We start from the raw sequence: 23,005 nt of genomic DNA, 5'->3' as shown, positions 1-23,005 counted from the left end.
GCGTCCGGCGGCCCGGAGCCGGCGGGCGGTGCCGCTCCGTTCAGTGAGCGGTGCCGCTCCGTTCAGTGAGCGGTGCCGCTCCGTTCAGTGAGCGGTGCCGCTCCGTTCAGTGAGCGGTGCCGCTCCGTATTACTGAGAAGTGGAAGCGGAGCTCCCTCCGTAGACTGGAGAGGTCCACGGCCCGCGTGCCGCCCTGGGGGGAGGGAGCAGACAGTGTCTCAACAGCGTCTCGGCCAGGGGCCCTTGAGGACCGACCCGCAGCCCACGGGTCCCGGCCCCGCCCCCGGCCCCGTGCCGGACCCGGACGGCACTCCGGGCGGCCGGGCGGGCCGGTTCGTCGGCTGGCTCGGCCGGTTCAGCAGTCTGGCCGCGGGCTATGTCGTGTTCCAGTCCCTGGTGGGCGTGCTGCCCGACGACCTGTCCGGGGACACCGCGCGCTATGCGGTCGCCGGGTCCTGTGGCGTGGGCACCGCGGTCGCCGTCTGGCTCGCGGCATCGCTGCTCCGGGCCCGGGCCGCCGAGCGGGCGCCGCGCGACGGTGCGCCGCAGGTGGCGGTGCCCGGGGCGTTCCCGGAGGTCGCGGCCGCCGCGTACACACACCTGGCCGCGCAGCTCGCGCGTCTCGACGACCCGGACCGCGGCCCGCTCACGGGCTGGCCGCACGCCCTGGACGAACAGCCGTTCCCGGTGCGGCCGACGGCGCTCGGCACGGCGTACGGCCTGCACATCGTGCTCGACCTGGGGGTGCCGGACGGTCGGATCCGCGCCGGTGAGCTGGTGCAGACGCTGTGGCGGCTGCGGCTCGCGGACGGCGGCTGGGCGGCCCGCTCGCAGGGCACCGTGCCACGGCCCGAGATAACGGCCCTGGTGCTCGGGGCGCTCGCGCGGGCGGGCGCGGACCCGGAGCAGCTGCGCGCCGAGGCCGCGCTGTGCGAGTCCCGCTTCACGCCCGAACGCGAGCCCGCCGGGCTGGAGTTGACCCATGTGGTGACGACGGTGCTGCGCGGACTGCTGCGCGCGGCACCGGAATCGGCGGCGCTGCCGCGGCTTCGGGACTCGCTCGTCGAAGGGGCGATCACGGATCCGCTGCGCCAGCACCGGCGTTGCTGGGGTGCCCGGTTCACACCGCTGCAGGGCCGGCGCGTGGTGCCGTCGCCGGTGCACACCGCGCAGGCCGTGGTCGCTCTGGACCGGGCGGCGCGGGTGCTCGGCGAGGAGGACCGGGACGCACGGGCGGCGCGGGCCGCACGCGAGGACGGTATCCGCTGGCTGCTCTCCTGCCCGGGGCCGCTGCACGACGGCTGCCCCGATCTGGCCAATTCCCATGAGTCGGTACGCCGGCCGCATCCGCAGGACGCGGCTCGCCACGAGGTGCTTTCCGTACGTCACTTCACGCCAGCGTGGGTGCTGCGGGCGCTGCTCACCCCGGGTGCGCGGCAGCTCGCGGCCGACGAGGGCCTCGACGGGCAGTGGCGTGAGCTGGTCACGGGGGCGGCGGCCGCGGTGTGGCGGCGGCAGACGGACGGGATCTGGCGCTGGGACGGCGAGGGGGATGATCTCGGCCACCCGCTGTGGATGACCTATCAAGGTCTTTCGGCGCTGCGCTGCCATGCCCTATGGATGTACCAGCCGCACAGGTGAGGCCGTTCGGGACGGCCGGAGCAGCGGAGGGGCGGCACAGTGGAGGTCGGTGCATGGGCGGTCAGCAGGTCCTGGGGGCACGGCAGTTGCTCGCCGAGTCCCTGGACGGACTGCCCGAGCACGAGCTGCCACGGGCGGCCTGCGCGGTCGTCGCCGAACTGGGCGCCCCGGTCCGCCTCCGCGCCCTGCTGCGGGAGCTGGCGGCGGGCGACGGCGACCCGGAGGGCTGCGCCAGGCTCTCGTACCGCCATGTGCTCGGCTTCGACAAGCTGCTGCTCATCGACGGCGGCCCGCGCCATATGCTGCGCGCCCACCTGTGGCATCCGGGCAAACGCTCGGCGGCCCAGGAGGACATCCACAACCACCGCTCCCCGCTTGCCTCTTACGTGGTGAGCGGGCACCTGGGCATGGAGCTGTACGAGCAGGCGGGCGGCGAGGGCGTCGCGGCCCAGCGCTACGAGGAGTCCCTCGCGCGGGAGGGCGACTGGCTGCTCGAACCCCGTGGCCCGGCCCGCCTGCGGCTCATCCAGCACGCGGAGTACGGCCCCGGCAGTTCCTACGCGCTGCACCGCAATGTCCTGCACCGGGCCTGGTGCACGACGGAGCAGCCCACGGTCACGCTGTTCCTGGAGACCGGCGAGACCCGCCGCGCCCACACCGATGTCTTCGCCCGGTCCCCGCGCCACGCTCCCACGGTCGCGAAGTCACCCCTCGCGGTGGGCGACTACCTGGCGGAGCTGGCGGCACTGCGGGATCTCGTGGACGGTTAGCACTCGGCCCTCGGCGGTCGGCGACAGCGGTCAGGCCGGGCAGGGCAGCGGTCAGGGTCAGCGGTCAGCCGCGCAGATACGGCAGCGCCTGGGCCACGATGTCGCGGTTGTACTCGTCGATCTCGACGTCGCCGAGGTGGCGGGGGTCGAACCAGTCGTAGGCCTGGTCGGGCTTGGGTAGGACGACCTTGGTGGTGAGGGGTCTGACCAGGAAGTTGTCCTGGTAGTTCTTGATCTCGCGGCCGAGATAGTCACTCACGAAGGAGGATTCGCCGACCTTGTGGAGCACTTCGCCCAGGAGGCCGGTCTCCTCCTTGAGCTCGCGCAGGACGCCGTCCTGGGGGCGCTCGCCCGCTTCGAGCTTGCCGCAGGGCACGCCCCACACGCCGGGCAGAAAGCGCTCGGTGTGACTTCGGCGCACGAGCAGCACATGGTTCTCACGCATCACGACGGCTGCCGCCAGCCGGTTCTCGCCGGGGATTCCCATGATTCCTCGCCGCTGCCGTTCGTCGTGGGGTGCCGTGTGAGTACCGCGTAATCGTGAAGTACCCGTGAAAGTCTCCACCGTATCGCGTCCCGCCCACAGTGGCAGTGGAGAACAACTCACTTTCGGCCATGGCCGGTTGGCGCGCGACGGAGCGCCTGGACCCATTCTAGGCGCGCTTCTCCTCCTGGGCGCCGAGGAGGGAGGCCTGGGATGGAGGCCAGGAGGAGGTCACGGAGGGAGGTCACGGAGCGCGGTCCCGGACAAGGTAAGGTTTGCCTTACCAGTCGCCTTTCACCTGTCGCTTCTCCCCGTACACCCGGAGGCCGCCCCATATGCCCGAGTCGACTGCGCCCAGCCGACCGCCGCGCCTGCCGCGACCGGAACCGGTGGCGCGGGCGGTGAGCGCGCGGGTCGGGAGGCTCGCCGCCGGCGAGGTGACGGAGGCGGAGTTCTGGCGGGCCGTGGAGGCCGACGGGAGCCCGCTGCTCGAACCCGATCCGCAGGACACCGGCCGGATGGTCGTCACCTTCGTGTGGCGCGGCACGGACGCCACCCGCGCGGTGCTCGCCCTGCCCAACAAGATCGTCGACCCGGCCGATCCGGCGGGCAACCTGATGGCCCGTGTGCCCGGCACCGGCGTGTGGCACTGGTCGGTACGGATGCGCCGGGACTGGCGGGCCACCTACACGATCGGCGTCGACGAAGGCGGCGGGCCCGCGTCCGGCTCCCCGGAGTACTGGCGGTGGCTGCGCGCACAGCAACGCCCCGACCCCTTCAACCCGCATACCCTGCAACGCCGTTGGTCCGAGGCCCCGGCCGCCTGCGTCGAGCTCCCCGACGCGCCGCGCGGCGACGACTGGCGGGTGCGCTCCGATGTGCGCTGCGGCGCGGTGTCGGTGCACACGGTGCGCAGCGAGCACCTGGGCAACGAGCGCCGGGTGTGGGTGTACGAGCCGCCCGGCGGCGCCGCGCAGACGGCGGACCTGCCGGTTCTGGTGCTCTTCGACGGTGAGGCCTGGCAGCCCGCGCTCGGTCTGGCGACGCTGCTCGACAACCTGATCGCGGACGGCCGTATCCCGCCGCTGGTGGCGCTGCTCCCCGAGGCGCTCGACGTGGGCACGCGCTGGCGTGAACTCGGCTGTGAGGACCGGTTCGTCGGCTTCCTCACGGATGAGCTGCTGCCCTGGGCGAAGGGATGGCTGCCGGTGACGGACGATCCGGCGCGCACCGTGCTCGCGGGCCAGAGCCTGGGCGGTCTCACCGCCGTCTACGCGGCCCTGCGCGCCCCGCACCGGTTCGGCAACGCCCTGTCCCAGTCGGGCTCCTTCTGGTGGCCGGACGGCCGTCCCGGGGCGGAACTCGTGACCCGCCTCGCCGCCGAATCACCGCGGCTGCCGGTGCGGTTGCGGCTTTCTGCGGGCGAGCAGGAGTGGGTGCTGCTTCCGGCCACCCGGCGCCTGCGCGACACGCTGCGGGAGCGGGGGTACGCGGACGCCACGTACCGCGAGTTCAACGGCGGCCACGACTATCTGTGCTGGCGCACCGAACTCGCCGACGGTCTCGTGGAGTTGCTCGGTCAGTCCTGAGGCCGGGCGCGCACGGCGCAGGCCGCCGCGTACCCGCCGGGCACCGGAACGTCGAGCAGGGTCCAGCCGGGCACCGGCAGGGGGCTCGGCCCCGTGCCGACCAGGGTCGTCCTGATGGCGTTCTCGGTGAGCCCTTCACCGGTGCCCTTGAGGCAGGCCTCCTTGCGGGTCCAGCAGCGCGTGAACGCCGCGCCCCGCCCCGGCCCCGGCCCCAACTCCTGGAGTTCCGCGTGCTCTTGGGGATGCAGCGTGGACATCACGTCGTCCACGAGCGTGTCGTCGGCGAGGACTTCGAGGTCGACACCGACCGGGCGCTGCGCGAGGGCGATCAGGGCGTGGTCGCCGGAGTGGGAGAGCGAGAAGTGCACCGGGGCGCCGGGCAGCGCGGGCCTGCCGTGCGCCGCGCCGCAGCCGGGGCAGGGTTCGCGTACGTAGCGCAGCGCGGCCGGGTCGCGGTCCAGGTGCCGCCCGATGAGACGGCGGAGCAGCACATGCGCGGTGGTGTAGAGGCGCCGGTCGCGTGCGCGGCGCAGCCGGTCGGCGCGGGCCCGCTCGTCCGCGTCGAGCAGCGCCAGGTCCGCGGCCGCCACGTCCGTGGCCCCGCAGATCCACAACTGCGGCCAGGCGTCGGGGTCCTGGCCCGGCGGGGGTGCGATCCGCCGGGCTCCGGGATCGTTCGGCAAGGGGTCGTGCGGCAGGGGGTCGCGCGGGAGCGTCAAGGCGTGGCCGCCGCGCGCTCGATGTGGGCCGCGCACTCCTCGTAGGACGACGGTCCGCGCACCTGCCGCCAGCCGCCGGGTGTCTCCAGGTGGGCCGGCCACAGCGAGTGCTCGGCGCGGTCGTTGCGCAGGACCAGGTGCGTGGCGGCCCTGTCGTGCCCGGCGGTCCCGGCGTCCGTGGCGGCGGGCGGGTCGAAGGGGCCGGGGGCGGGCCCGGCTGCGGTGGTCATCCGTCGAGCTCCTTGAGGCGGGTGGTGAGCACGGCCATGACTTCGGCCAGCTGCGGCCCCTGGGTGAGCTGGGGGTGCAGACAGTCGATGTCGTGGTTGTCCAGGGTGCCACGCACATACGGCAGCCAGGCGTCGCGGGTCAGCCAGTCCTCGGGGCGCGGCGCGGCGGCCGTGAAGAACAGCATGTCGCCTTCGTAGGGCCGGTGCTGGTGGCGGCGCATGAGGCGGGCGTTGTTGACGACGATGTCGACGACGGCGGTCAGGGTGGCGTCGCTCAGTCCCGCCAGGGCGCTGCCCTCGCGGTGCAGGGTGGCGAGTACGTCCTCGCGGGTGAGTTCGCCGTCGCGCTCGTAACCCGCCATCCGGAGCAGGGCGTTGAGTGCGTCGGCCTCGGCGGGCACGGCCTGGTCCTGCCACTGGTCGGAGGGGTAGGCGTCGAGGAGCGCGAGCAGTTCGACCTCTTCGCCGGCTTCCTGGAGGCGTACGGCGACGGTGTGGGCGAGTACGCCGCCGACGGACCAGCCGAGCAGCCGGTAGGGGCCGTGCGGCTGGACGGTGCGCAGCTGGTCGATGTAGTCGGCGGCCATCTCCTCCATGGAGGCGGGCAGTTGCTCGTCGCCGAGGAGTCCGCGCGCCTGCAGTCCGTACAGCGGCTGCTCGGGGTCGAGGCCGGACAGGAGCCCCGAGTAGCACCAGCTGATGCCGCCCGCGGGGTGGAAGACGAACAGCGGGGTGCGGCGGCCGCCGGGACGCAGCGGGAGCAGCACGCGCAGGGCGGCTTCGTTGCCGAGGCCGGCGTCGAGCTTGGCGGCGAGCGCGGCCGGGGTCTGCGCCTGGAAGAGGGCCCCGATGGCGAGGTCGGTGCCGAGGGTGTCGCGTACCCGGCGGATCAGCCGGGCGGCGAGCAGCGAGGTGCCGCCGAGGTCGAAGAAGGCGTCGTCGACGCCGACGTGGTCGAGCCCGAGGATCTCACCGAAGAGCCGGGTGAGGGTCTCCTCGCGGTGGTCGCGCGGTGCCCGGCCGCCGCCCGCGCCGCTCTGTGCGGGAGCGGGCAGGGCCTTACGGTCCAGCTTGCCGTTGGGGCTGAGCGGGAAGTCGTCGAGGACGATCAGGGCGCCGGGAACCATGTAGTCGGGCAGGGTGCGGGCGAGGCGTTCGCGCAGCGCGTCGGTGTCGGGGCCTTCCCCGGTACCGGTACCCGCGCCCGTGCCCGTCCCCGTCACGTAGCCGACGAGGCGCTGGTCGCCGGGCCGGTCCTCGCGGACCAGGACGCATGCGGCGCCGACGCTCTCGTCCGCCGCCAGCTCGGCCTCGATCTCGCCGAGTTCGATCCGCAGACCGCGCAGCTTGACCTGGTGGTCGGTGCGGCCGAGGTATTCGATCTCGCCGTGCTCGGTCCAGCGGGCGAGGTCGCCGGTGCGGTACATGCGGGTGCCCTCGGGCCCGTAGGGGTCGGCGACGAAGCGGGCCGCGGTGAGGGCGGGGCGGCCCAGGTAGGCGGAGGCCAGCTGGACGCCCGCGAGATACAGCTCGCCGGGTACGCCGGGCGGGCAGGGCTTGAGGGCGGCGTCGAGGACGTAGAGCCGGGTGTTCCAGACGGGACGTCCGATCGGGACCGGCCCGCTCGTACCGGGTGAGGTGTCGCAGGCGTGGTAGGTGACGTCGACGGCGGCCTCGGTGGGGCCGTACAGGTTGTGCAGTTCGACGTCCGGCAGGGCGCGGCCGAAGTCCTGCACCGTCTCGCGCGGCAGTGCCTCGCCGCTGCAGAAGACCCGGCGCAGTCCCGTGCAGTGCGCGGCGCCGGGTTCGGCGAGGAAGACCTGCAGCATGGACGGCACGAAGTGGCAGGTGGTGACGGCCTGTTCGCGGATGGTGCGGGCCAGGTAGGCGGGGTCCTTGTGGCCGCCGGGTTCGGCGACGACGAGGGTCGCGCCGACGCGCAGGGCCCAGAAGAACTCCCATACGGACACGTCGAATCCGGAGGGCGTCTTCTGCAGCACCCGGTCGCCGGGGCCGAGCGGATACTCCGCCTGCATCCAGCGCAGCCGGTTGTCGATCGCCTGGTGCGGTACGACGACACCCTTGGGGCGGCCGGTGGATCCCGAGGTGTAGATGACATACGCCGGATGCTGTGGCGTGAGCGCGCGCGCCGGGTTGATGCCCAACTGGCCGCTGGTGTCGATCCCTTCGAGGATCACGGCGGTGACACCGTCGCACTCCGGGACGCGCTCAGCCTTGTCGGCGATGACGACGGCGGGCCGTGCGTCGTCGACCATGTAGGCGAGCCGCTCCGCCGGGTAGTCCGGGTCGAGCGGCAGATACGCGCCGCCGGCCTTGGCGACGGCGAGCAGCGCCACCACCAGGTCGACGGAGCGCGGTACGGCGACGGCGGCGAGCGCGCCCGGACGTACGCCGAGATCGGCGAGATGCCGGGCGAGGCGGTTGGCGCGGACGTTGAGTTCGGCGTACGTGAGGGTCTCGTCGCCGAAGACCAGGGCCGGGGCGTCGGGGGTGCGCACGGCCTGGGCCTCGATGGGGCCGACCAGGGTCGTGGGCGGGACGTCCTGCGCGGTGGCGTTGAACTCGTCGAGTACCAGGGCGTGTTCGACGGTGGTGCAGATGCCGTGGCGGCTCAACGGGGCGTGCGGGTCGCTCTCGGCGATCCGGCCGAGGAGTTCGAGGAAGCGCCGCTGGTGGACGCCGAGTGCGGGCTCCTCGTACAGGGCGGGGTTGCCGTCGTAGTCGATCCGCAGGCCGGTGCCGTCGGCGCGGTCGTAGATGTTGACGGTGAGGTCTTCGACGGGCCCCGCGGAGAGGTTGTGCGCGTCGGAGGGTGCGCCGGCGAAGGTCAGCCCGTAGTCGAAGGGCATGACGTTGACGAGCGGGCCGACCAGGGCGCGGCCCTCGCCCAGCAGGCCGAGGTCGCGGCGGATGTCCTCGTAGCGGTAGCGCTGGTGCTTGCGGGCGGCGCGGATACCGAGGACGACCTGCCGGGTGAGCTCGGCGAAGGTGGCCTGCGGGGAGACGGTGAGCCGCAGGGGCAGCACGTTCATGACCATGCCGGGGATCCGCAGGGCCGCGGAGCCCATACGGCCCATCATGGGCAGGCCGATGACCACCTCGGAGCTGTGGGTGGCGCGCGACAGATACAGGGCCTGCGCGGCGATCAGCACATCGGGCCAGGTGGCGCGCACCGAGGCGGCCAACTCCTTGACGCGGTCGGTGACTTCGGTGCCGATGTGCGCGGTGCGGCGGTGGAAGGTGCGCGCGGGCAGGGCGGTGCGCCCGGCGAGGGTGACGGCTTCGGGGCGGTCGGCGAAGGCCTCGCCCCAGTGGGCGCGGTCCTTGTCGTACGCCTCGGACGAGCGGTACGCGGTGTCCTCGGCGACCAGGTCGGTGAGCCGTCCGAAGGGGCTGGGCTCGACGGTGCGGTCCTCGGCGAGCGCGGTGTAGACCTCGGCGGTGCGGCGGGCGAGCAGCGAGTAGCCGAAGCCGTCCATCACGGCGTGGTGCACGCGCTGGAACCACAGCCATCGCTCGTCGCCGACGCGGAACAGGGCGTGGCTGAACAGCGGGCCCGCGGCGAGGTCGAAGGGCACGGCCAGGTCGTCGCGCATCCAGGCGCGGGCGGCGGCGTCCGGATCGTCCGCTCCGCTGAAGTCGAAGACCTGGAAGGGGAAGGGGACCTCGGATACGGCGGCGGGGCGGTCCACGGGGCCGAGGGTGAGCGGTATCTGCCGCGGCCCGTCGGCGCCCTCCACCAGGCGTACCCGCAGCGCGTCCGCCTCGCCCGCCACCCGGTGCAGGGCTGCGGCGAAGAGGCGCGGCTCGACCGGGCCGTGGATCTCGATGCACTCCGCGGTGTTCTGGGCGGGGCTTGTGGGGTCGAGGGCCTGGGCGTACCACATGCCCGACTGGGCGGCGGTGAGCGGCAGTTGGCGCACCTCAGGCTCGGCGGCGGGTTCGAGCACCGCGGTCATGCCGTCACTCCGAGCAGCGGCGCCCAGGCCTCGACGGCGGGCTGCTCCGCGAGGTCGACGAAGGTGGCCTCGACGCCGTGGTCGCGGCGCCAGCGTTCGAGGAGCGACATGATGCGGACCGAGTCGAGGCCGTAGTCGACGAGGTTCTCGTCCACGGGGATGTCGGCGGTGTCCTCGCCGAGTACGTCGGCGACGTCCGCGCGTATCTGGTCGATCGTCAGTGCCATGGTGCTCAGGCCCCCTGGAAGGTCGAGTCGGCGGTGGTGACGACGGCGCACTTCGCGGCCGCCCAGCGCAGCGCCATGTCGTGGTCGGCGCGCGAGAAGTCGGCCACGGCGTCGGCGACGAGGAACGCCTGGATGTCCTGCATCCAGGCGTCGCAGGCGCTCATCATGACGCCGATATGGGCATAGACGCCGACGATCACGAGTTGGTCGCGGCCCTGTGCGCGCATCCGCTCGGCGAGGTCGGTGCGCACGAAGGCGCTGTACTTCCACTTGGTGAGGACGGTGTCGCCGTCCTCGGGTGCGACCGGCGCGGCGATGGCCTTCGCGGACTCCTCGTCCGGCAGTCCCGGGCCCCAGAAGTCCTGCTGCAGTCCGCGCTCGGCCGGGGACTGCCCGCCGGGCTGCGCCGAGTACACGACGGGCACTCCGAGGGCGCGGGCCTGCTTGGCCAACCGGCCGACGTTGCCGAGGAGTTCGGTCACCGGCGAGGAGTCCTGCTGGAACGCGCGCAGGAAGTATTTCTGCAGGTCGTGGACGAGGAGCACCGCGCGCGACGGGTCGACGGTCCACTCCACGCGGTTCGCGGGCAGCTCGTCCGCGGTGGGCATGGGGTACGGGGCGATGGCGGGCAGGGCCATGGTGTGCGGGCCTTTCGGTGTTACTGGTCGGCGGCGGTGCGGAGGTCCTTCTTGGAGACCTTGCCGACGCCGGTCTGGGGGAATGCGGTGACGAACTCGACCCGGTCGGGGACCTTGTAGGCGGCGAGACCGCGCTCCCGTACGAACTTCTTGACCGCCACGGGCTTCAGGGGTTCGGCGCCGGCGCGCAGGATGACGTAGGCGCAGGTCCGCTCGCCCAGGTACTCATCGGGTACGGCGACGACGGAGACGTCATGCACGGCGGGGTGCGCGAGGACGACGTTCTCGACCTCCTCGGGGGCGATCTTCTCGCCGCCGCGGTTGATCTGGTCCTTGGCACGGCCCTCGACGACGAGATGCCCGGTGTCCGTCATCCGCACCACGTCTCCGGTGCGGTAGAAGCCGTCGGCGGTGAAGGAGCGCTTGTTGTGCTCGGGGGCGCGCCAGTAGCCGCGGATGGTGTACGGGCCGCGGGTCAGCAGATGCCCGGTCCCGCCGGGGGCGACGTCCTGGTCCAGGTCGTCGACGATCCGGATCTCGTCGTGCTCGGAGATCGGCCGGCCCTGGGTGGTGACGATGGTCTCCACCGGGTCGTCCAGACGCGTGTAGTTGACCAGGCCCTCGGCCATGCCGAAGACCTGCTGCAGCGTGCAGTCGAGGGCCGGGCGCACCCGCCGGGCGGCCTCTTCGCTGAACTTGGCGCCGCCGACGAGGAGGACGTCGAGGCTGGCGAGGTCATGACGGCTGTGCGGCCCGGCCTCGGTCCACACCAGGGCGAGCGGCGGCACGAGGCCGGTGATCGTGACGCGTTCGCGCTCGATCAGCGGGAAGGCGACCTCGGGCGAGGGGTTCGGGCACATCACGACGCGCCCGCCCGCGTAGAGGACACCGAGCGAACCGGGCGAGCTGAGCGGGAAGTTGTGGGCGGCGGGCAGCGCGACCAGGTAGACGGAGTTCTCGTCGACACCGCAGATCTCGTTGGAGCCCCACAGCGAGTACATGTAGTCGTCGTGGGTGCGCGGGATCAGCTTGGGCACTCCGGTGGAGCCGCCGGACAGCTGCAGAAACGCAAGGTCGTGGGGTTCGGGCTCGTCGTACGCGACGAAGTCGTCGCGCGCGACATCGGCGAGCGCGGTGTGCTCGCCGGGCTCACCGGCCACGAACACCTCGCGCAGCGTCGGCACCTGGGCCTTGACCCGGTCGGCGAGCGCGCGGTGGTCGAAGCCCCCGGCGACGTCCGGGACCACATAGGCGGCGGCCTCGGTGAACTCGCAGAAGTAGCGGATCTCCGTCTCGCGGTGCGCGGGCAGCGCGAACACCGGCAGGGCGCCGATCCGGAACAGCGCGAAGATCACCTCGAAGAACTCGGCGACGTTCGGGAGCTGCACCACCACGCGGTCGCCCTTGCCGATGCCGCGGGCGGCGAAGCCGTGGGCGAGGCGGTCGGCGCGCCGGTCGAGTTCGCCGTAGGTCCAGCGCCGCTCGCCGTCGACGACCGCGACCCGGTCGGGGTGCGCGGTGGCGCGCTCGCGCAGCATGCCGCCGAAGGTCTCACCGCGCCAGTAGCCCAACTCGCGGTAGCGGGCGGCGAATTCGGCGGGCCACAGGGGCGCGTCGGGGCTCGACGGGTTCGTCACGGTGCTCACAGCTCGGCTCCCACGGCGTGCAGGAAGGTACGGAACTTGGCGCCGGTCTCATCGGTCTCGGCCTGCGGCGACGAGTCGGCGACGACCCCGGCTCCCGCGTAGAGGCGCAGCCGGTCCTGCTCGGCCTCGGCGCAGCGGATGGTGACGACCCACTCGCCGTCCCCGTGCGCGTCGCCCCAGCCGACCATGCCGGTGTACAGGCCGCGGTCGAACGGCTCGAGCTCACCGATGACCTCGCGGGCCAGCGGCGTGGGCGTACCGCAGACGGCCGGGGTGGGGTGCAGGGCGCAGGCCAATTCCAGGGCGGAGACGGCCGGTTCGCGCAGGGTCCCGGTCACGGTGGTCGACAGATGCCACATGGCGGCTGTGCGCACCAGGGTGGGGCGCTCGGGCACGTCGAGGTCGGTGCAGTACGGGGCGAGCGCCTCGCGGACCGCGGCCACGACGACGGCGTGCTCGTGCAGGTCCTTGGCGGACTCCAGGAGGGCGGCGGCCCGCCGTACGTCCTCGGCGAGGTCGGCGCTGCGCGGCGTGGACCCGGCGAGCGGATTGGCGACGAGCCGCCCGCCGCGCCGCGACACGAGCAGTTCGGGGCTGGCACCGAGCAGCGTGCGGCCGGGCCCCGAGGGCACGGCGAAGGTGTAGCCGCCGGGGTCGCGGCGGGCGAGGCGCTGCAGCATCGCGGGGATGTCCAGGGCCTGCGGGGAGCTGAGTTCCAGGGTCCTGGCGAGGACGACCTTGCTGAACTCCCCCGCCTTCATCCTGCGTACGGCCTCGGCGACGGACGCGGCATACGCCTCCGGGGCGGGCACCTGGCGTACGTCCCAGTCGGCGGCGGCGGGCGCGGGCGCGGGGATACCGACGAGCGGGTCCTCCTTCAGGGCGGGCGCCCAGCGTGCGGCCTCGGGCACGGCGAGCGCGGCCGGGGCACCGTGGTCGAAGGGCACGGCACCGACGACGACGGGCGCACCGTTACCGGCCCGCGCCTGGTCCCGCAGGGTCTCGGCGACCCGCTCGGCCAACGGCCGCGCGTCATGCGGCACTTCGGCCCGCACACCGTGCGCGAGGAGCGTCCGCGTGGGCGAGGCGAAGAACCGGGTGTCGCCGGGGCGGTAGGCGTCGAGGAGTGCGGTGGCGGCACCGACGCTGTGCTCCTGGGCGGCACGCAGACTCGGTATCGCGGGCTCTGCGGGCACCACGTCAGGGGCGGATGTCACAGGAGTCTCCTGAGTGAGGGGGGTGGCGATTCGGCCGTCCTGCCGGTATCCCCGGCGATGGCCGGGGAGTTCGAGGACGAGCCCGGAGGGCGAAGCAGCGGCGCGCGGGGCGACGGTGCGGGTCGGGTGGCATGAGCCGGACTCACATCAGACCCGCAGCGTCGCGCCGCCGTCCACGTAGAGGTCGTGCATCGTGATGTGCCGCGCCCGGTCGGAGACCAGGAAGGTGACGGCCTCCGCGATGTCGGCGGGCTCGGCGATCCGGCCGAGCGGAATGCCGACGCGGTACGTGTCGGGGTCGCCGTCGATGACGCGCTGCGCCGCGGCCTCGTGATCGTCGCTCCACAGCTGGCGCTGCATCGCGGTGTCCGTGGAGCCGGGCGAGACGACGTTGCAGCGCACCTGGCTGCGGGCCAGTTCGAGGCCGAGGCACTTGGTGAACATGGTGGCCGCCGCCTTGGACGCGGCGTAGGCGGCCATGGAGGTGCGCGGCACACCGGCAGCGTTGGAGCCGACGGTCACGATGCAGCCCGAGCGGCGCTCGCTCATCCGGCGGGCGGCGGCGCGGGCGGTGTGGAAGACGCCGTTGGTGTTGACCGCGAAGGTCTCCGCCCAGTCGGCGTCGGTGAGTTCGACGACGGGCGCGGGGCGCAGCACGCCGGCGACGTTGACCAGGATGTCGAGCGCGCCGACGGTGCGCTCGACCTCGTCGATCAGGGTGTCGACGGCGGTGGCGTCCGTGACGTCCAGGGGGCGGGCGACCACCTGGCCGTCCGTGTGGTCCCCTTCGAGTTCCTTGATGCCGGCGGGCTCCCGGTCGACGGCCACGACCCGTGCGCCGCGCTCGGCGAGCGCACGGGTCACCGCCGCGCCGATGCCCTGTCCGGCTCCGGTCACCAGGGCTGTGCGTCCCTGGAGTTCGGGGCCGGACGAGGCAGCCGCGAGGGCCGGGGCGGGCGAGGTGGGCGAGGTGGGCGAGGTCACTTGCCCATCGCCTTCTTGATGTCGTCCAGGACGGAGAGGGCCGCGTTGGCGCCGCCGAGGCTGGTCCACTTGGAGCCGTCGATCTCGGTGACGTGCCCGTCCTTGACGGCGCCGAGCTCCTTGTAGGCGGCCTTCTGCTTCAGCTCGCCGAACAGGTCGGCGTCCTTGCCGGTGGAGGCGAGGGTGCCGATGAACAGCCAGTCCGCGTCGATCTGCTTGAGGTCCTCGTCGCTGAGCGGCGTGGAGTGGCCCTGGCCCTTCTCGTTCTGGATGCCGGGCCGCTTGAAGCCGAGGTCCTTGAGGACGTCGGAGATGAACACGCCCTGCTGCATGACGGCGGTGCCCTTGGCGGAGTAGCGGGCGACGGAGACGGTGGCGCCGGCCTTGTCGCCGAGACCCTTCTTCACCTCGGCGGCCTTCTTGTCGTAGTCGGCGAGGAAGGTGTCGGCCTCGTTCTTCTTGCCGAGCACCTGGCCGGTGAGGGACAGGGCCTTCTTCCAGTCCTTGTCCTTGCCGATGGTGACGACGGTCGGGGCTATCTCGCCCAGCTGCTTGAGCACCTGCGGGTCGGCGAGCTGTCCTGCGAGGATCACATCGGGCTTGGCCTGCAGGACCTTCTCGATGTCGGGTCCGGTGACGGCGCCGACGACGGGGATGTCCTTGGCCTGCTTCGCCAGGTACTCGGGGGCGCCCTTCTGGCCGCGGCCCGCGGTCAGGCCGACGGGCTCGACGCCGAGGGCGAGCGAGGAGTCGAGGTCCATCTCGCTGAGCGCGATGACCTTCTTGGGGTTCGCGGGTACGGAGACCTTCTTTCCGGCGGCGTCCGTGACGGAGACGTTCTTCGCGTCGCTCTTCTCGGCGGCGTTCTCGGTGCTGTCGGCCTTGTCCGATCCGCAGGCGGTCAGGGCGAGGGCGGAGGCCAGCGTGACGGCGGCCGCCGCGGTCAGCCGGGCACGCCTGGCGTGGCGCTGCACGGTCTGCGGGGATTCGGTCGAGGCGGACATGTCTCAATCTCCAGGGGTTCTACGGGTGCTACGGCCCGTGCCGAGTGCGGCACTTCGGACACCACTGAGGTCATTCGGCGCATAACGGACGGATTTCGGGCAGGGGGCATCAACACCCCCCTGCACCGAGCCCGATGCGCTACTTAGGTTAGGCTAACTTCATGTTGATCGCGCAAGAGGGCCGGGGGCCGAAGCCCGGAAGCGAACCGGAGATACCGGAGAAACCGCAGCCGCCGGCCACACCGAAGGCCCACCGCCCCACGCTGTGGGCCGCCTTGGCGCTCACCGTGCTGCTGCTCGCCCTCGCGCTGTTCTCCCTGCTCATCGGGACCGGTTCCAGCCCGATCGCCCGCGCCTGGGACTTCCTGCTCGGCGATCCGGCCGCCCGCGCCGACGCCCAAGTCCGCCTGGCCGTCCTGGATGTACGCCTGCCGCGCACCCTCGCCGCCGTCCTCGTCGGCGTGGCCCTCGGGGTCGCCGGCTGTCTGCTCCAGGCCGTCACCCGCAACCCGATCGCCGAGACCGGACTGCTCGGCGTCAACTCGGGCGCCGCACTCGGCGTGGTGATCGGGCTCACCTACTTCGGCGTCAAGTCGTCCTACGCCGTGCTGCTCTGGGCCCTGGCCGGGGGCATGACCGCAAGCGCCGTGGTGCTGCTGCTCGCCGCATCGGGCCGCGCCGCCGGCTCACCGCTGCGCCTGATCCTGGCCGGTTCCGCGCTCGGTGCGACCTTCCACGGACTCACCTCGTACGTCCTGTTGAGCACCCAGTCGACCTTCGACACCTTCCGCTACTGGACCATCGGTTCGCTGGCGGGCATCGAGACATCCGACACCTATCCGCTGGTGCCGCTGATCGCCGCCGGTCTGCTCATCGCCTTCGGCTGCGCCCGCCCGCTGGCCGCGCTCGCCCTCGGCGACGACAGCGCCCGTTCCCTCGGCCACCTCCCGGGCCGGATCCGGGTCGTCGTCGCCGCGGCGGTGACACTCCTGGCCGGCTCCGCGGTCGCCATCGCCGGGCCGATCGCCTTCCTCGGACTGCTCGCCCCGTACGCCGCCCGCCTCGTCTGCGGTCCGCGCATCGCCGCCCAGTTGGCGCTCTCCGGCCTGGTCGCGGCCAATGTCATGATCGCCGCCGATCTCCTCGCCCGGGTCGTCATCCGGCCCTGGGAGACCCCGGTCAGCGTGCTGCTCGCCTTCATCGGCGGACCGCTGCTCATCTGGATCGCGCGGTCCAACCGGCTGTCCACGGCGGGAGCTTCGGCGTGAGTGAGGACGTACGCATGGGTACAGGCACCGGGACGACCGCCACCGCCACCGCCACAGGGAACGTCGAGGTCACCCCGCCCGACTCCACCGTCATCCGCACCGGCGCGTTCTCCTGGCTCTTCCCGCGCCGCAGTGCCCTGGTGGCCGTCGCCCTGAGCCTGGTGATCGCGGTGATCACGGCACTCGCGTCGTTCGCCAGCTCCACCGGCATGAGCTTCACCGAGACCGTCCAAGGCCTGTTCGGCACCGGCGATCCGGCCACCGTGATGCTCGTACAGGACTTCCGGCTGCCACGGATCGCGGTGGGCCTGATGGTCGGCGCGGCCCTCGGCATCTCCGGCTGCCTCACCCAGACCCTGGCGGGCAACCGGCTCGCCACCCCCGACGTCATCGGTGTCAACGAGGGCGCCACCGCGGCCGTCGTCGCCTCCGTCGTCGGCTCCAGCACCGGCCTGATCGGCGACTGGTGGCTCGGCCCGCTCGGCGCGGTCGCCGCCGCGGTACTCGTCGTGCTGTGCGCGGGCGGTGCGGGCAGCCGCGGCTACCGCGTCCTGGTCGTCGGCATCGGGGTGTCCACCGTCATCGGCGCCGTCACCGACCTGGTGATGTCCCGCGAGAACGACAACACCGCGGGCGGCGTCTTCCTCTGGACGGTCGGCAGCCTCTCCGGCCGCGACTGGTCGGCGGGCACCCCGCTGCTCCTGATCCTGCTCGTCCTCGTACCGCTCGCCCTGGTGGCGGGCGGGCGGCTGCAACTCCTGCGCTTCGACGACGACATGGCGAGCAGCCTCGGCGTCAACATCACCCTCGTACGGGCCCTGACCCTGGCCCTCGCGGTGGCCCTCGCCGGTGTCGCCGTCGGCATCGGCGGCCCGATCGCGTTCGTGGCGCTCGCCGCACCCGTCGTCGCGGGCCGCCTCGCCGGGCCCACCCGCGTCCCGGTGATCGGCTCCGCCCTGACCGGCGCCGCGCTGATCGCCGCCGCCGACGCGCTCGGCCGGGTCGTCGCCCCCGTGGAGATCCCCGTCGGCGTGATCACCAGTGTCCTCGGCGGCCCCTTCCTCCTGTGGGTCCTCTTCGGCAAGAACGACTCGACTTCCGTCTCCGCATCCGGAAAGGCCTGACAGACATGCACCTCGCCGTGGAGGCCCTCACCGCGGGCTACCCGGGCCACACCGCCGTACGCGGTGTCGACCTGTCCATCCCCGCAGGCCAGGTCGTGGCGATCGTCGGCCCCAACGGCTGCGGCAAATCCACGCTGTTGCGTGCCATCGCCCGTCTGCACCGGCCGGATTCGGGCACGGTGCGGGCCGGCGACGCCGACGTATGGCAGCTCAAGCAGCGCGCCGCCGCCCATCGCATCGCGCTCCTTCCGCAGTCACCGCAGGCCCCGGAGGCCGTCACGGTCGCCGGGCTCGTACGCTACGGCCGCCATCCGCACCAGGGCCTGTTCCGGCAGTGGTCGCGCGAGGACGAGCAGGCGGTACGCGAGGCCCTCGCCGCCACCGGCACCACCGAACTCGCTGGCCGCCGCCTCGACCGGCTCTCCGGCGGCCAGCGCCAGCGCTGCTGGCTGGCGATGGTCCTCGCCCAGGACACCCCGATCGTGCTGCTCGACGAACCCACCAGCGCCCTCGACCTCGGCCATGCGGTCGAAGTCCTCGAACTGGTACGGGAAGTGGCCGCCGCCGGCCGCACCGTCGTCATGGTCCTGCACGACCTGGGCGGCGCCGCCCGCTACGCCGACACGGTCGTCGCCATGAACGCGGGCGAGGTCGTCGCCCAGGGACCGGCCCGTGAAGTGGTGGACGCGGCCCTGGTCAAGGAGTTGTACGGCCTTGAGGTCGATGTCCTGTCGGCGCCGGGAGACGGGGCACCGGTGATCGTGCCCACGGCACGCTGAGCTTCGCCCCCGGCTCTTACGGGAGGTGCCCCAGGACGGGCCCGACCGGACTTCCCCGGTCCGCTTCCTCTGTCCGGTTCCTTTGTCCGCTTCCTCTGTCCGCTTCCTCTGTCCGCTTCCTCTGTCCGATTCGTTCAAGACCCCGGCCCGGGACCCGTCCTAATCTCGCCGTATGACTGAGCAAACCCCTCCCACCACCCGCACACCCCGCTTCGACCTCATCGGCCTCGTCGTCTCCGACATGGCCGCTTCCGTCGCCTTCTACCGCCGTCTGGGCCTGGACTTCCCCGAGGGCGCCGAGCACCAGCCGCATGTCGAGGCCGAGCTGCCCGGCGGCCTGCGCTTCGCCCTCGACACCGAGGCCACCGTCCGTTCCTTCAGCCCCGGCTGGCAGCCGCCCGCCAGCGCGGGCCGCGCCGGGCTCGCGTTCCTGTGCGCCGGGCCCGCGGAGGTGGACGCGACCCACGAAGAGCTCGTGGCGGCCGGTTTCGAGAGCGAGCTCAAGCCCTTCGACGCCGCGTGGGGACAGCGGTACGCCACCGTCCTCGACCCGGACGGCCAGAGCGTCGACCTGTTCGCGCCGCTCGCCCCCTGATCCGCACGCGACGGGTTCGCTACGGCCGCCTGGCCAGCAGCTCCGTGAGCCGCATCCCCGTCAATTCCCGTACGTCCCTTGCCAGATGAGCCTGGTCCGCGAAGCCCGCGACGGCGGCCGTGTCGGCGAGCGCGAGCCCGTCGCGGGCCAGGACGAGGGCATGCTGCAGCCGCAGCACCTTCGCGAGGGTCTTGGGCCCGTACCCGAACGCGGCCAGGGAACGGCGGTGCAACCACCGGGCGCCGAGGCCGAGTTCGTCCGCCGTCTCGCCGACGGTACGCCCCGCGCGCAGCGCCTCGGCGACCCGGCGCAGGGCGGGATCGGGCACGGCGGCATCGGCGGCGCGCTCCACGGCGACGGCTTCAAGGGCGGCCGCCGGGTCGGCCGCCGCGTCGATCCGCGCCGTAAGTCGGCGCACCTGAGCGGCGGGCCACAGATCGGCCAACTCAGCGCGCTGGTCGCGCAGTTCATGGGCCGGTACGCCGAGCAGCGCGGGCGCGGTGCCCGGGGCGAACCGGATGCCCACGATCCGGGCGCCGCCGAGGCCTCCGGGGTGGTACGCGCGGGTGTCGGGCCCGGCGACGTACAGCCGGCCCTCGGCCCACAGGAGGTCCATGCACCCGTCGGGCAGCACCGGATACACGTCGGCGGCGGTGGGTGCCACGCTCTTCGTCCACACCACCGCACCGTCCACGCGTGCGGCCCGCTCCTCGTACACACTCCCGAGGCTACGCCGCCCCGGTGCGATGCTCCTGCGGACTGACTCCGTAGACCCGCTTGAAGGCGCCGGACAGCGCGAAAGCACTGCCGTAGCCGACCTTGCGGGCGATGGCGCCGACCGTCAGGGCGCTGTCGCGCAGCAGATCGGCGGCGAGGGCGAGACGCCAGCCCGTCAGATAGCCCATGGGCGGCTCCCCCACCAGATCGCTGAAGCGCCGGGCGAGCGCGGCCCGTGACACCCCCGCCTTCGCGGCGAGCTCCGTGACGGTCCACGGGTGCGCCGGATCGTCCTGGAGCAGCCGCAGCGCCCGGCCGACGACCGGGTCCCCCATGGCCCGGTACCAGGCCGGGGGCTGCGCCTCGGGCCGGGCGAACCAGGCCCGCAGCGCCGCGATGAGGAGCAGGTCGAGCAGCCGGTCGAGCACGACCTCCTGACCGGGCTCCTCCCGGACCATCTCCTCTTCGAGAAGCGGCGTGAGCGGGCAGTTCCACACGTCGGAGCCGAGCGTGAGCAGCGGCGGCAGCGCGTCGAGGAGCCGGGCGCTGACCTCGCCCCGCATCTGGTAGGTGCCGACGAGCATGACGGCGGAGCCGTCGGTACGCGCACCCCAGGTGCGGGTGTCCAGATCGACGTAGTCCTTCATCTCCTGCCCGGCGGGGGTGGCGCAGCGGCCGCCCTCGTGGATGACCGCGTGCGGGGCAGTCGCCGGGTCGTCACCGCAGGTGTAGGCGCCGGGCCCGCGGGCGATGGCGAGATCACCGGGACCGATCCGCACGGCCTCGCCCTCGTCGGGCACGATCCACGCCTCACCGCGCGCCATCACCATCACGGACAGCGGCGCCCGGTCCTCGATCCGCACGGCCCACGGCGGTTCGAAACAAGCCCGGATCATGAAGGCCCCCCGGGCACGGGGCCCTTCGAGCAGCCCGGCCAGTACGTCCATGGCCACAGACTAAGCGCGCCGCGCGGACATTCACCGGCCCGTCCCGGGGGCACCTCCCAGCGGTAGCTGGGGGAGGTCGAGGACGAGCCAGACGGGCGATACGTCCGAAGAACGAAACGGCCGAAAGGCGAAACGGCCGAAAGGCGAAACGGCCGAAGGGCGATACGGGGCCCGGGGCGGAGCCCCGAGGCAAGGGCCGGGGGCCCAGCTCCCGGAGCCGTCCGCCGGGGACTTGCGGGAAGGGGCGGGGCGGGGAATGAGACGCCCGCGTATGGCACCGAGCGCCTCGCCCATGGCTCGCCCCTTCCCCGCCCGGTTCACTGAACCCATGGCAGAAACCACCGCACACACCACGCAACTCGCCCCCGGCGCCACCCTGTTGGTCACCAACGGCACCGGCCGCACGGGCCGCACCGTCGCCGAAGCGGCCACCGCCGCAGGCCTGCACGCACGCCCCGCCGCCCGCTCCACCGAACCCCGCTTCGACTGGCAGGACCAGGACACCTGGGAAGCCGCCCTCCACGGCGCGGCCGGCGCCTATCTCGCCTACCCCTCGGACATCGGTGCCCCGGACGCCGCCGCGACCATCGGCGCCTTCGCCCGGCGGGCCGTCGCGGCCGGGGTCCGCCGTCTCGTACTGCTCTCGGCCCGCGGCGAGGACCTGGCCCTTCCCGCCGAGCGCGCACTGCGCGAATCGGGCGCGGACTGGACCGTCGTACGGGCGAGCTGGTTCCAGCAGAACTTCAGCGAGGGCCCGCTCCTCGACGGCCTCCGCGGCGGCGAGCTCGTCCTGCCCGTGGGCGAGACGAAGGAGCCGTTCATCGACGTACGGGACATCGCCGACGTCGTCGTGGCGGCCATACGCGACCCCGCGTACAGCGGGCAGATCATCGAGGTCAGCGGCCCCCGGCTGCTGTCCTTCCGCGAGGCCGCCGCGGAGATCACCGCGGCCACCGGCCAGGACATCCGCTACGTCGAGCTCTCCCCGCAGGAGTACACGCACGCCCTCACCGGACTCGGCATCGAGCGCCCGGAGGCGGAGTTCGTCACCGAGCTGTTCGCCACGCTCCTCGACGGCCGCAACGCCCGTCTCTCCGACGGCGTCCGGCGGATACTCGGCCGCGAGCCGCGCGACTTCACCGGGTTCGCCCGCGAAGAGGCGGCCGCGGGCACATGGAAGTCCTGACCGGGACGGCCGTCAGTCGCGCGGAGAGCGATCTTCCGACGAAGACGAAGACGAAGACGGCGACGAAGGCGACGAAGACGACGGGGAAGCGGAAGGCGACGAGGGCGGCGGCTGCGGCTGCGACGACTCCCCGTTCCGCTTCGAATGCGTCCGCAGCCGCGCCGTGACATCGTCCGGCGGCAGGAACTGCGCCCACCGCTCGGGGAATTCGGAGGGCATATCCGGATTGTCGGGATCCTCCTGAACGGCCCGCGCCGCCGCGGCCTTGGCGACGACCTCGGCGGCCTGCGCCTCCCGCACCCGCTCGTTGGCGGCGCGCGCCGCGGCCGTGGCGACGGACGGCCACACCCGGTCGATGGCGGCGTTCACGGCGGCGCCCACGAGCACGGCGAAGGCCGCGACACCGATCCACAGGAGGACGGCGATGGGCGCGGCGAGCGAGCCGTAGATCGTGGGTCGGCCGCTGGGGCCCTCGATGGTGTTGGTGAGGTAGATCCGGAGCAGAACGCTGCCGAGTACCCACATCCCGAGCGCCACCAGGGCTCCCGGCACATCCTCCACCCATGGCGAGCGCACCGGCACGGACACGTGGTAGAGCGTCGTCAGGAACACGATGCCGAGCAGGATCACGATCGGCCAGTACAGGACCTGCACCACGGACGTGGACCACGACACTATGTTCACCACCGCGTCGGGGCCGGCCACCATCAAGGGCAGCGCGACGGAGCCGATCAGCAGCGCCACGATGAACAGCAGAAACGCGAGCAGCCGGGTCCTGACGATGCCGCGCACGCCGTCGAGGCCGTACATCACGGTGATCGTGTCGATGAAAACCGTCACCGCGCGGGAGCCGGACCACAGGGCGAGCACGAAGCCGATGGAGATGACATCGGGACGCCCGCCCTTCATCACGTCGTCCAGGATCGGCTGCGCGATCTCGCTGACTCCCCGGTCGGACAGCACCGTCCTGGAGGCCTCCAGGATGTTGTCCCGCACGGACTGAATGGTTTCCGCACCCGTCCAGGCGTCGACGTATCCGAGCAGTCCGATCAGGCTCAGGAGCAGCGGCGGCACGGAAAGGAGCGTGAAGAAGGCGGCCTCGGCGGCGAGGCCCAGGATGCGGTACTCGACACAGGAGTCGACGGTGTCCTTCAACAGCAGCCAGGCGGTCTTGCGCTTCGACACATTCCGGTAAAGGACCCGCACGCGGTGGAGCCGCCCTGAGGTCGTCTCAGGTGTTTCTTTTGCCTGGTGCACCTC

At 72.7% G+C, this 23,005-nt stretch carries 21 protein-coding genes; 8 read left to right on the top strand and 13 right to left on the bottom strand.

Annotated elements, in window-relative coordinates:
• The first annotated feature begins 213 nt into the window (after nucleotides 1-213).
• Nucleotides 214-1,641 carry a prenyltransferase/squalene oxidase repeat-containing protein gene (locus ACFQVC_RS01830; protein WP_381825647.1) on the top strand — a complete coding sequence of 476 codons (1,428 nt, stop codon included), beginning with the start codon at nucleotides 214-216 and terminating at the stop codon, nucleotides 1,639-1,641.
• A 53-nt stretch (nucleotides 1,642-1,694) separates the two neighbouring features.
• On the top strand, nucleotides 1,695-2,411 hold the full coding sequence (locus tag ACFQVC_RS01825; RefSeq protein ID WP_381825645.1) for a hypothetical protein: 717 nt from the start codon (nucleotides 1,695-1,697) through the stop codon (nucleotides 2,409-2,411).
• A gap of 64 nt (nucleotides 2,412-2,475) precedes the next feature.
• On the opposite strand, the gene ACFQVC_RS01820 is transcribed toward ACFQVC_RS01825, so the two are convergent.
• The gene (locus ACFQVC_RS01820; RefSeq protein WP_381825643.1) at nucleotides 2,476-2,898 is read right to left on the bottom strand and encodes an NUDIX hydrolase; all 423 of its coding nucleotides are present in this window, start codon (nucleotides 2,896-2,898) and stop codon (nucleotides 2,476-2,478) included.
• Nucleotides 2,899-3,230: 332 nt separating this feature from the next.
• On the opposite strand from ACFQVC_RS01820, the gene fes reads away from it, so the two are divergent.
• The gene (fes, locus tag ACFQVC_RS01815; protein ID WP_381825641.1) at nucleotides 3,231-4,484 is read left to right on the top strand and encodes an enterochelin esterase; all 1,254 of its coding nucleotides are present in this window, start codon (nucleotides 3,231-3,233) and stop codon (nucleotides 4,482-4,484) included.
• Here fes and ACFQVC_RS01810 read toward each other — a convergent pair.
• The 9 genes from ACFQVC_RS01810 to ACFQVC_RS01770 form a co-directional block, all read right to left on the bottom strand.
• A complete protein-coding gene (locus tag ACFQVC_RS01810; RefSeq protein ID WP_381825639.1) occupies nucleotides 4,475-5,203 on the bottom strand; it encodes a 4'-phosphopantetheinyl transferase family protein in 729 nt (242 codons plus the stop codon). The genes fes and ACFQVC_RS01810 overlap by 10 nt on opposite strands.
• Entirely contained in the window at nucleotides 5,200-5,433 is a 234-nt protein-coding gene (locus ACFQVC_RS01805; RefSeq protein WP_381825637.1) for an MbtH family NRPS accessory protein, read from the bottom strand. Before ACFQVC_RS01805 ends, ACFQVC_RS01810 begins: the two co-directional genes overlap by 4 nt.
• Nucleotides 5,430-9,413 (bottom strand): amino acid adenylation domain-containing protein, encoded by a 3,984-nt coding sequence (locus ACFQVC_RS01800; RefSeq protein ID WP_381825635.1) that lies wholly within the window; start codon nucleotides 9,411-9,413, stop codon nucleotides 5,430-5,432. The genes ACFQVC_RS01805 and ACFQVC_RS01800 overlap by 4 nt, the downstream gene beginning before the upstream one ends.
• Entirely contained in the window at nucleotides 9,410-9,640 is a 231-nt protein-coding gene (locus ACFQVC_RS01795) for a phosphopantetheine-binding protein (protein WP_381825633.1), read from the bottom strand. Before ACFQVC_RS01795 ends, ACFQVC_RS01800 begins: the two co-directional genes overlap by 4 nt.
• A gap of 5 nt (nucleotides 9,641-9,645) precedes the next feature.
• Complete coding sequence (locus ACFQVC_RS01790) at nucleotides 9,646-10,278, bottom strand: isochorismatase family protein (protein WP_381825631.1); 633 nt, start codon at nucleotides 10,276-10,278, stop codon at nucleotides 9,646-9,648.
• A 20-nt stretch (nucleotides 10,279-10,298) separates the two neighbouring features.
• A complete protein-coding gene (locus tag ACFQVC_RS01785) occupies nucleotides 10,299-11,915 on the bottom strand; it encodes a (2,3-dihydroxybenzoyl)adenylate synthase (RefSeq protein ID WP_381827048.1) in 1,617 nt (538 codons plus the stop codon).
• A gap of 5 nt (nucleotides 11,916-11,920) precedes the next feature.
• On the bottom strand, nucleotides 11,921-13,123 hold the full coding sequence (gene dhbC / locus ACFQVC_RS01780) for an isochorismate synthase DhbC (protein ID WP_381827046.1): 1,203 nt from the start codon (nucleotides 13,121-13,123) through the stop codon (nucleotides 11,921-11,923).
• Between the two features lie 165 nt (nucleotides 13,124-13,288).
• Entirely contained in the window at nucleotides 13,289-14,125 is an 837-nt protein-coding gene (locus ACFQVC_RS01775) for a 2,3-dihydro-2,3-dihydroxybenzoate dehydrogenase (RefSeq protein WP_381825629.1), read from the bottom strand.
• Entirely contained in the window at nucleotides 14,122-15,129 is a 1,008-nt protein-coding gene (locus ACFQVC_RS01770) for an ABC transporter substrate-binding protein (protein WP_381825627.1), read from the bottom strand. Before ACFQVC_RS01770 ends, ACFQVC_RS01775 begins: the two co-directional genes overlap by 4 nt.
• 161 nt (nucleotides 15,130-15,290) lie before the next feature.
• Here ACFQVC_RS01770 and ACFQVC_RS01765 point away from each other — a divergent pair, with 161 nt between their 5' ends.
• The 4 genes from ACFQVC_RS01765 to ACFQVC_RS01750 all read left to right on the top strand — a co-directional run bounded on the left by ACFQVC_RS01765 (nucleotide 15,291) and on the right by ACFQVC_RS01750 (nucleotide 18,895).
• Nucleotides 15,291-16,397, top strand: coding sequence for a FecCD family ABC transporter permease (locus tag ACFQVC_RS01765; protein ID WP_381825625.1), 1,107 nt, complete (start codon nucleotides 15,291-15,293; stop codon nucleotides 16,395-16,397).
• Nucleotides 16,398-16,411: 14 nt separating this feature from the next.
• Complete coding sequence (locus ACFQVC_RS01760; RefSeq protein WP_381825623.1) at nucleotides 16,412-17,521, top strand: FecCD family ABC transporter permease; 1,110 nt, start codon at nucleotides 16,412-16,414, stop codon at nucleotides 17,519-17,521.
• A gap of 5 nt (nucleotides 17,522-17,526) precedes the next feature.
• On the top strand, nucleotides 17,527-18,300 hold the full coding sequence (locus ACFQVC_RS01755; RefSeq protein ID WP_381825621.1) for an ABC transporter ATP-binding protein: 774 nt from the start codon (nucleotides 17,527-17,529) through the stop codon (nucleotides 18,298-18,300).
• A 172-nt stretch (nucleotides 18,301-18,472) separates the two neighbouring features.
• On the top strand, nucleotides 18,473-18,895 hold the full coding sequence (locus ACFQVC_RS01750) for a VOC family protein (protein ID WP_381825619.1): 423 nt from the start codon (nucleotides 18,473-18,475) through the stop codon (nucleotides 18,893-18,895).
• A gap of 19 nt (nucleotides 18,896-18,914) precedes the next feature.
• Here the strand turns inward: ACFQVC_RS01750 and ACFQVC_RS01745 are convergent, their stop codons facing one another.
• Nucleotides 18,915-19,613 (bottom strand): DUF6597 domain-containing transcriptional factor, encoded by a 699-nt coding sequence (locus ACFQVC_RS01745; RefSeq protein WP_381825617.1) that lies wholly within the window; start codon nucleotides 19,611-19,613, stop codon nucleotides 18,915-18,917.
• A gap of 10 nt (nucleotides 19,614-19,623) precedes the next feature.
• Nucleotides 19,624-20,559, bottom strand: coding sequence for an AraC family transcriptional regulator (locus ACFQVC_RS01740; protein WP_381825615.1), 936 nt, complete (start codon nucleotides 20,557-20,559; stop codon nucleotides 19,624-19,626).
• A gap of 328 nt (nucleotides 20,560-20,887) precedes the next feature.
• Between ACFQVC_RS01740 and ACFQVC_RS01735 the strand changes: the two genes are divergently transcribed.
• Complete coding sequence (locus ACFQVC_RS01735; protein ID WP_381825613.1) at nucleotides 20,888-21,745, top strand: NmrA family NAD(P)-binding protein; 858 nt, start codon at nucleotides 20,888-20,890, stop codon at nucleotides 21,743-21,745.
• 12 nt (nucleotides 21,746-21,757) lie between these two features.
• Here ACFQVC_RS01735 and ACFQVC_RS01730 read toward each other — a convergent pair whose 3' ends face one another.
• Nucleotides 21,758-23,002: a YihY/virulence factor BrkB family protein gene (locus ACFQVC_RS01730; protein ID WP_381825611.1), complete on the bottom strand. Its 1,245-nt coding sequence runs from the start codon at nucleotides 23,000-23,002 to the stop codon at nucleotides 21,758-21,760.
• Nucleotides 23,003-23,005 lie beyond the last annotated feature (3 nt).

It is taken from the genome of Streptomyces monticola (assembly GCF_042665355.1).
GTDB classification, from domain to species: Bacteria; Actinomycetota; Actinomycetes; order Streptomycetales; family Streptomycetaceae; genus Streptomyces; species Streptomyces monticola.
The sequence above is the reverse complement of the archived record's forward strand: the minus strand, read 5'-3'. Positions and strand labels throughout refer to the sequence as shown.

What these genes read in the sequence shown, in the direction of transcription:
- ACFQVC_RS01825 (WP_381825645.1), top strand. Translation starts at nt 1,695, where the DNA reads ATGGGCGGTCAGCAGGTCCTGGGGGCACGGCAGTTGCTCGCCGAGTCC.
- ACFQVC_RS01820 (WP_381825643.1), bottom strand. Translation starts at nt 2,898, where the DNA reads ATGGGAATCCCCGGCGAGAACCGGCTGGCGGCAGCCGTCGTGATGCGT.
- fes (WP_381825641.1), top strand. Translation starts at nt 3,231, where the DNA reads ATGCCCGAGTCGACTGCGCCCAGCCGACCGCCGCGCCTGCCGCGACCG.
- ACFQVC_RS01805 (WP_381825637.1), bottom strand. Translation starts at nt 5,433, where the DNA reads ATGACCACCGCAGCCGGGCCCGCCCCCGGCCCCTTCGACCCGCCCGCC.
- ACFQVC_RS01800 (WP_381825635.1), bottom strand. Translation starts at nt 9,413, where the DNA reads ATGACCGCGGTGCTCGAACCCGCCGCCGAGCCTGAGGTGCGCCAACTG.
- ACFQVC_RS01795 (WP_381825633.1), bottom strand. Translation starts at nt 9,640, where the DNA reads ATGGCACTGACGATCGACCAGATACGCGCGGACGTCGCCGACGTACTC.
- ACFQVC_RS01790 (WP_381825631.1), bottom strand. Translation starts at nt 10,278, where the DNA reads ATGGCCCTGCCCGCCATCGCCCCGTACCCCATGCCCACCGCGGACGAG.
- ACFQVC_RS01770 (WP_381825627.1), bottom strand. Translation starts at nt 15,129, where the DNA reads ATGTCCGCCTCGACCGAATCCCCGCAGACCGTGCAGCGCCACGCCAGG.
- ACFQVC_RS01765 (WP_381825625.1), top strand. Translation starts at nt 15,291, where the DNA reads ATGTTGATCGCGCAAGAGGGCCGGGGGCCGAAGCCCGGAAGCGAACCG.
- ACFQVC_RS01760 (WP_381825623.1), top strand. Translation starts at nt 16,412, where the DNA reads ATGGGTACAGGCACCGGGACGACCGCCACCGCCACCGCCACAGGGAAC.
- ACFQVC_RS01755 (WP_381825621.1), top strand. Translation starts at nt 17,527, where the DNA reads ATGCACCTCGCCGTGGAGGCCCTCACCGCGGGCTACCCGGGCCACACC.
- ACFQVC_RS01750 (WP_381825619.1), top strand. Translation starts at nt 18,473, where the DNA reads ATGACTGAGCAAACCCCTCCCACCACCCGCACACCCCGCTTCGACCTC.
- ACFQVC_RS01740 (WP_381825615.1), bottom strand. Translation starts at nt 20,559, where the DNA reads ATGGACGTACTGGCCGGGCTGCTCGAAGGGCCCCGTGCCCGGGGGGCC.
- ACFQVC_RS01735 (WP_381825613.1), top strand. Translation starts at nt 20,888, where the DNA reads ATGGCAGAAACCACCGCACACACCACGCAACTCGCCCCCGGCGCCACC.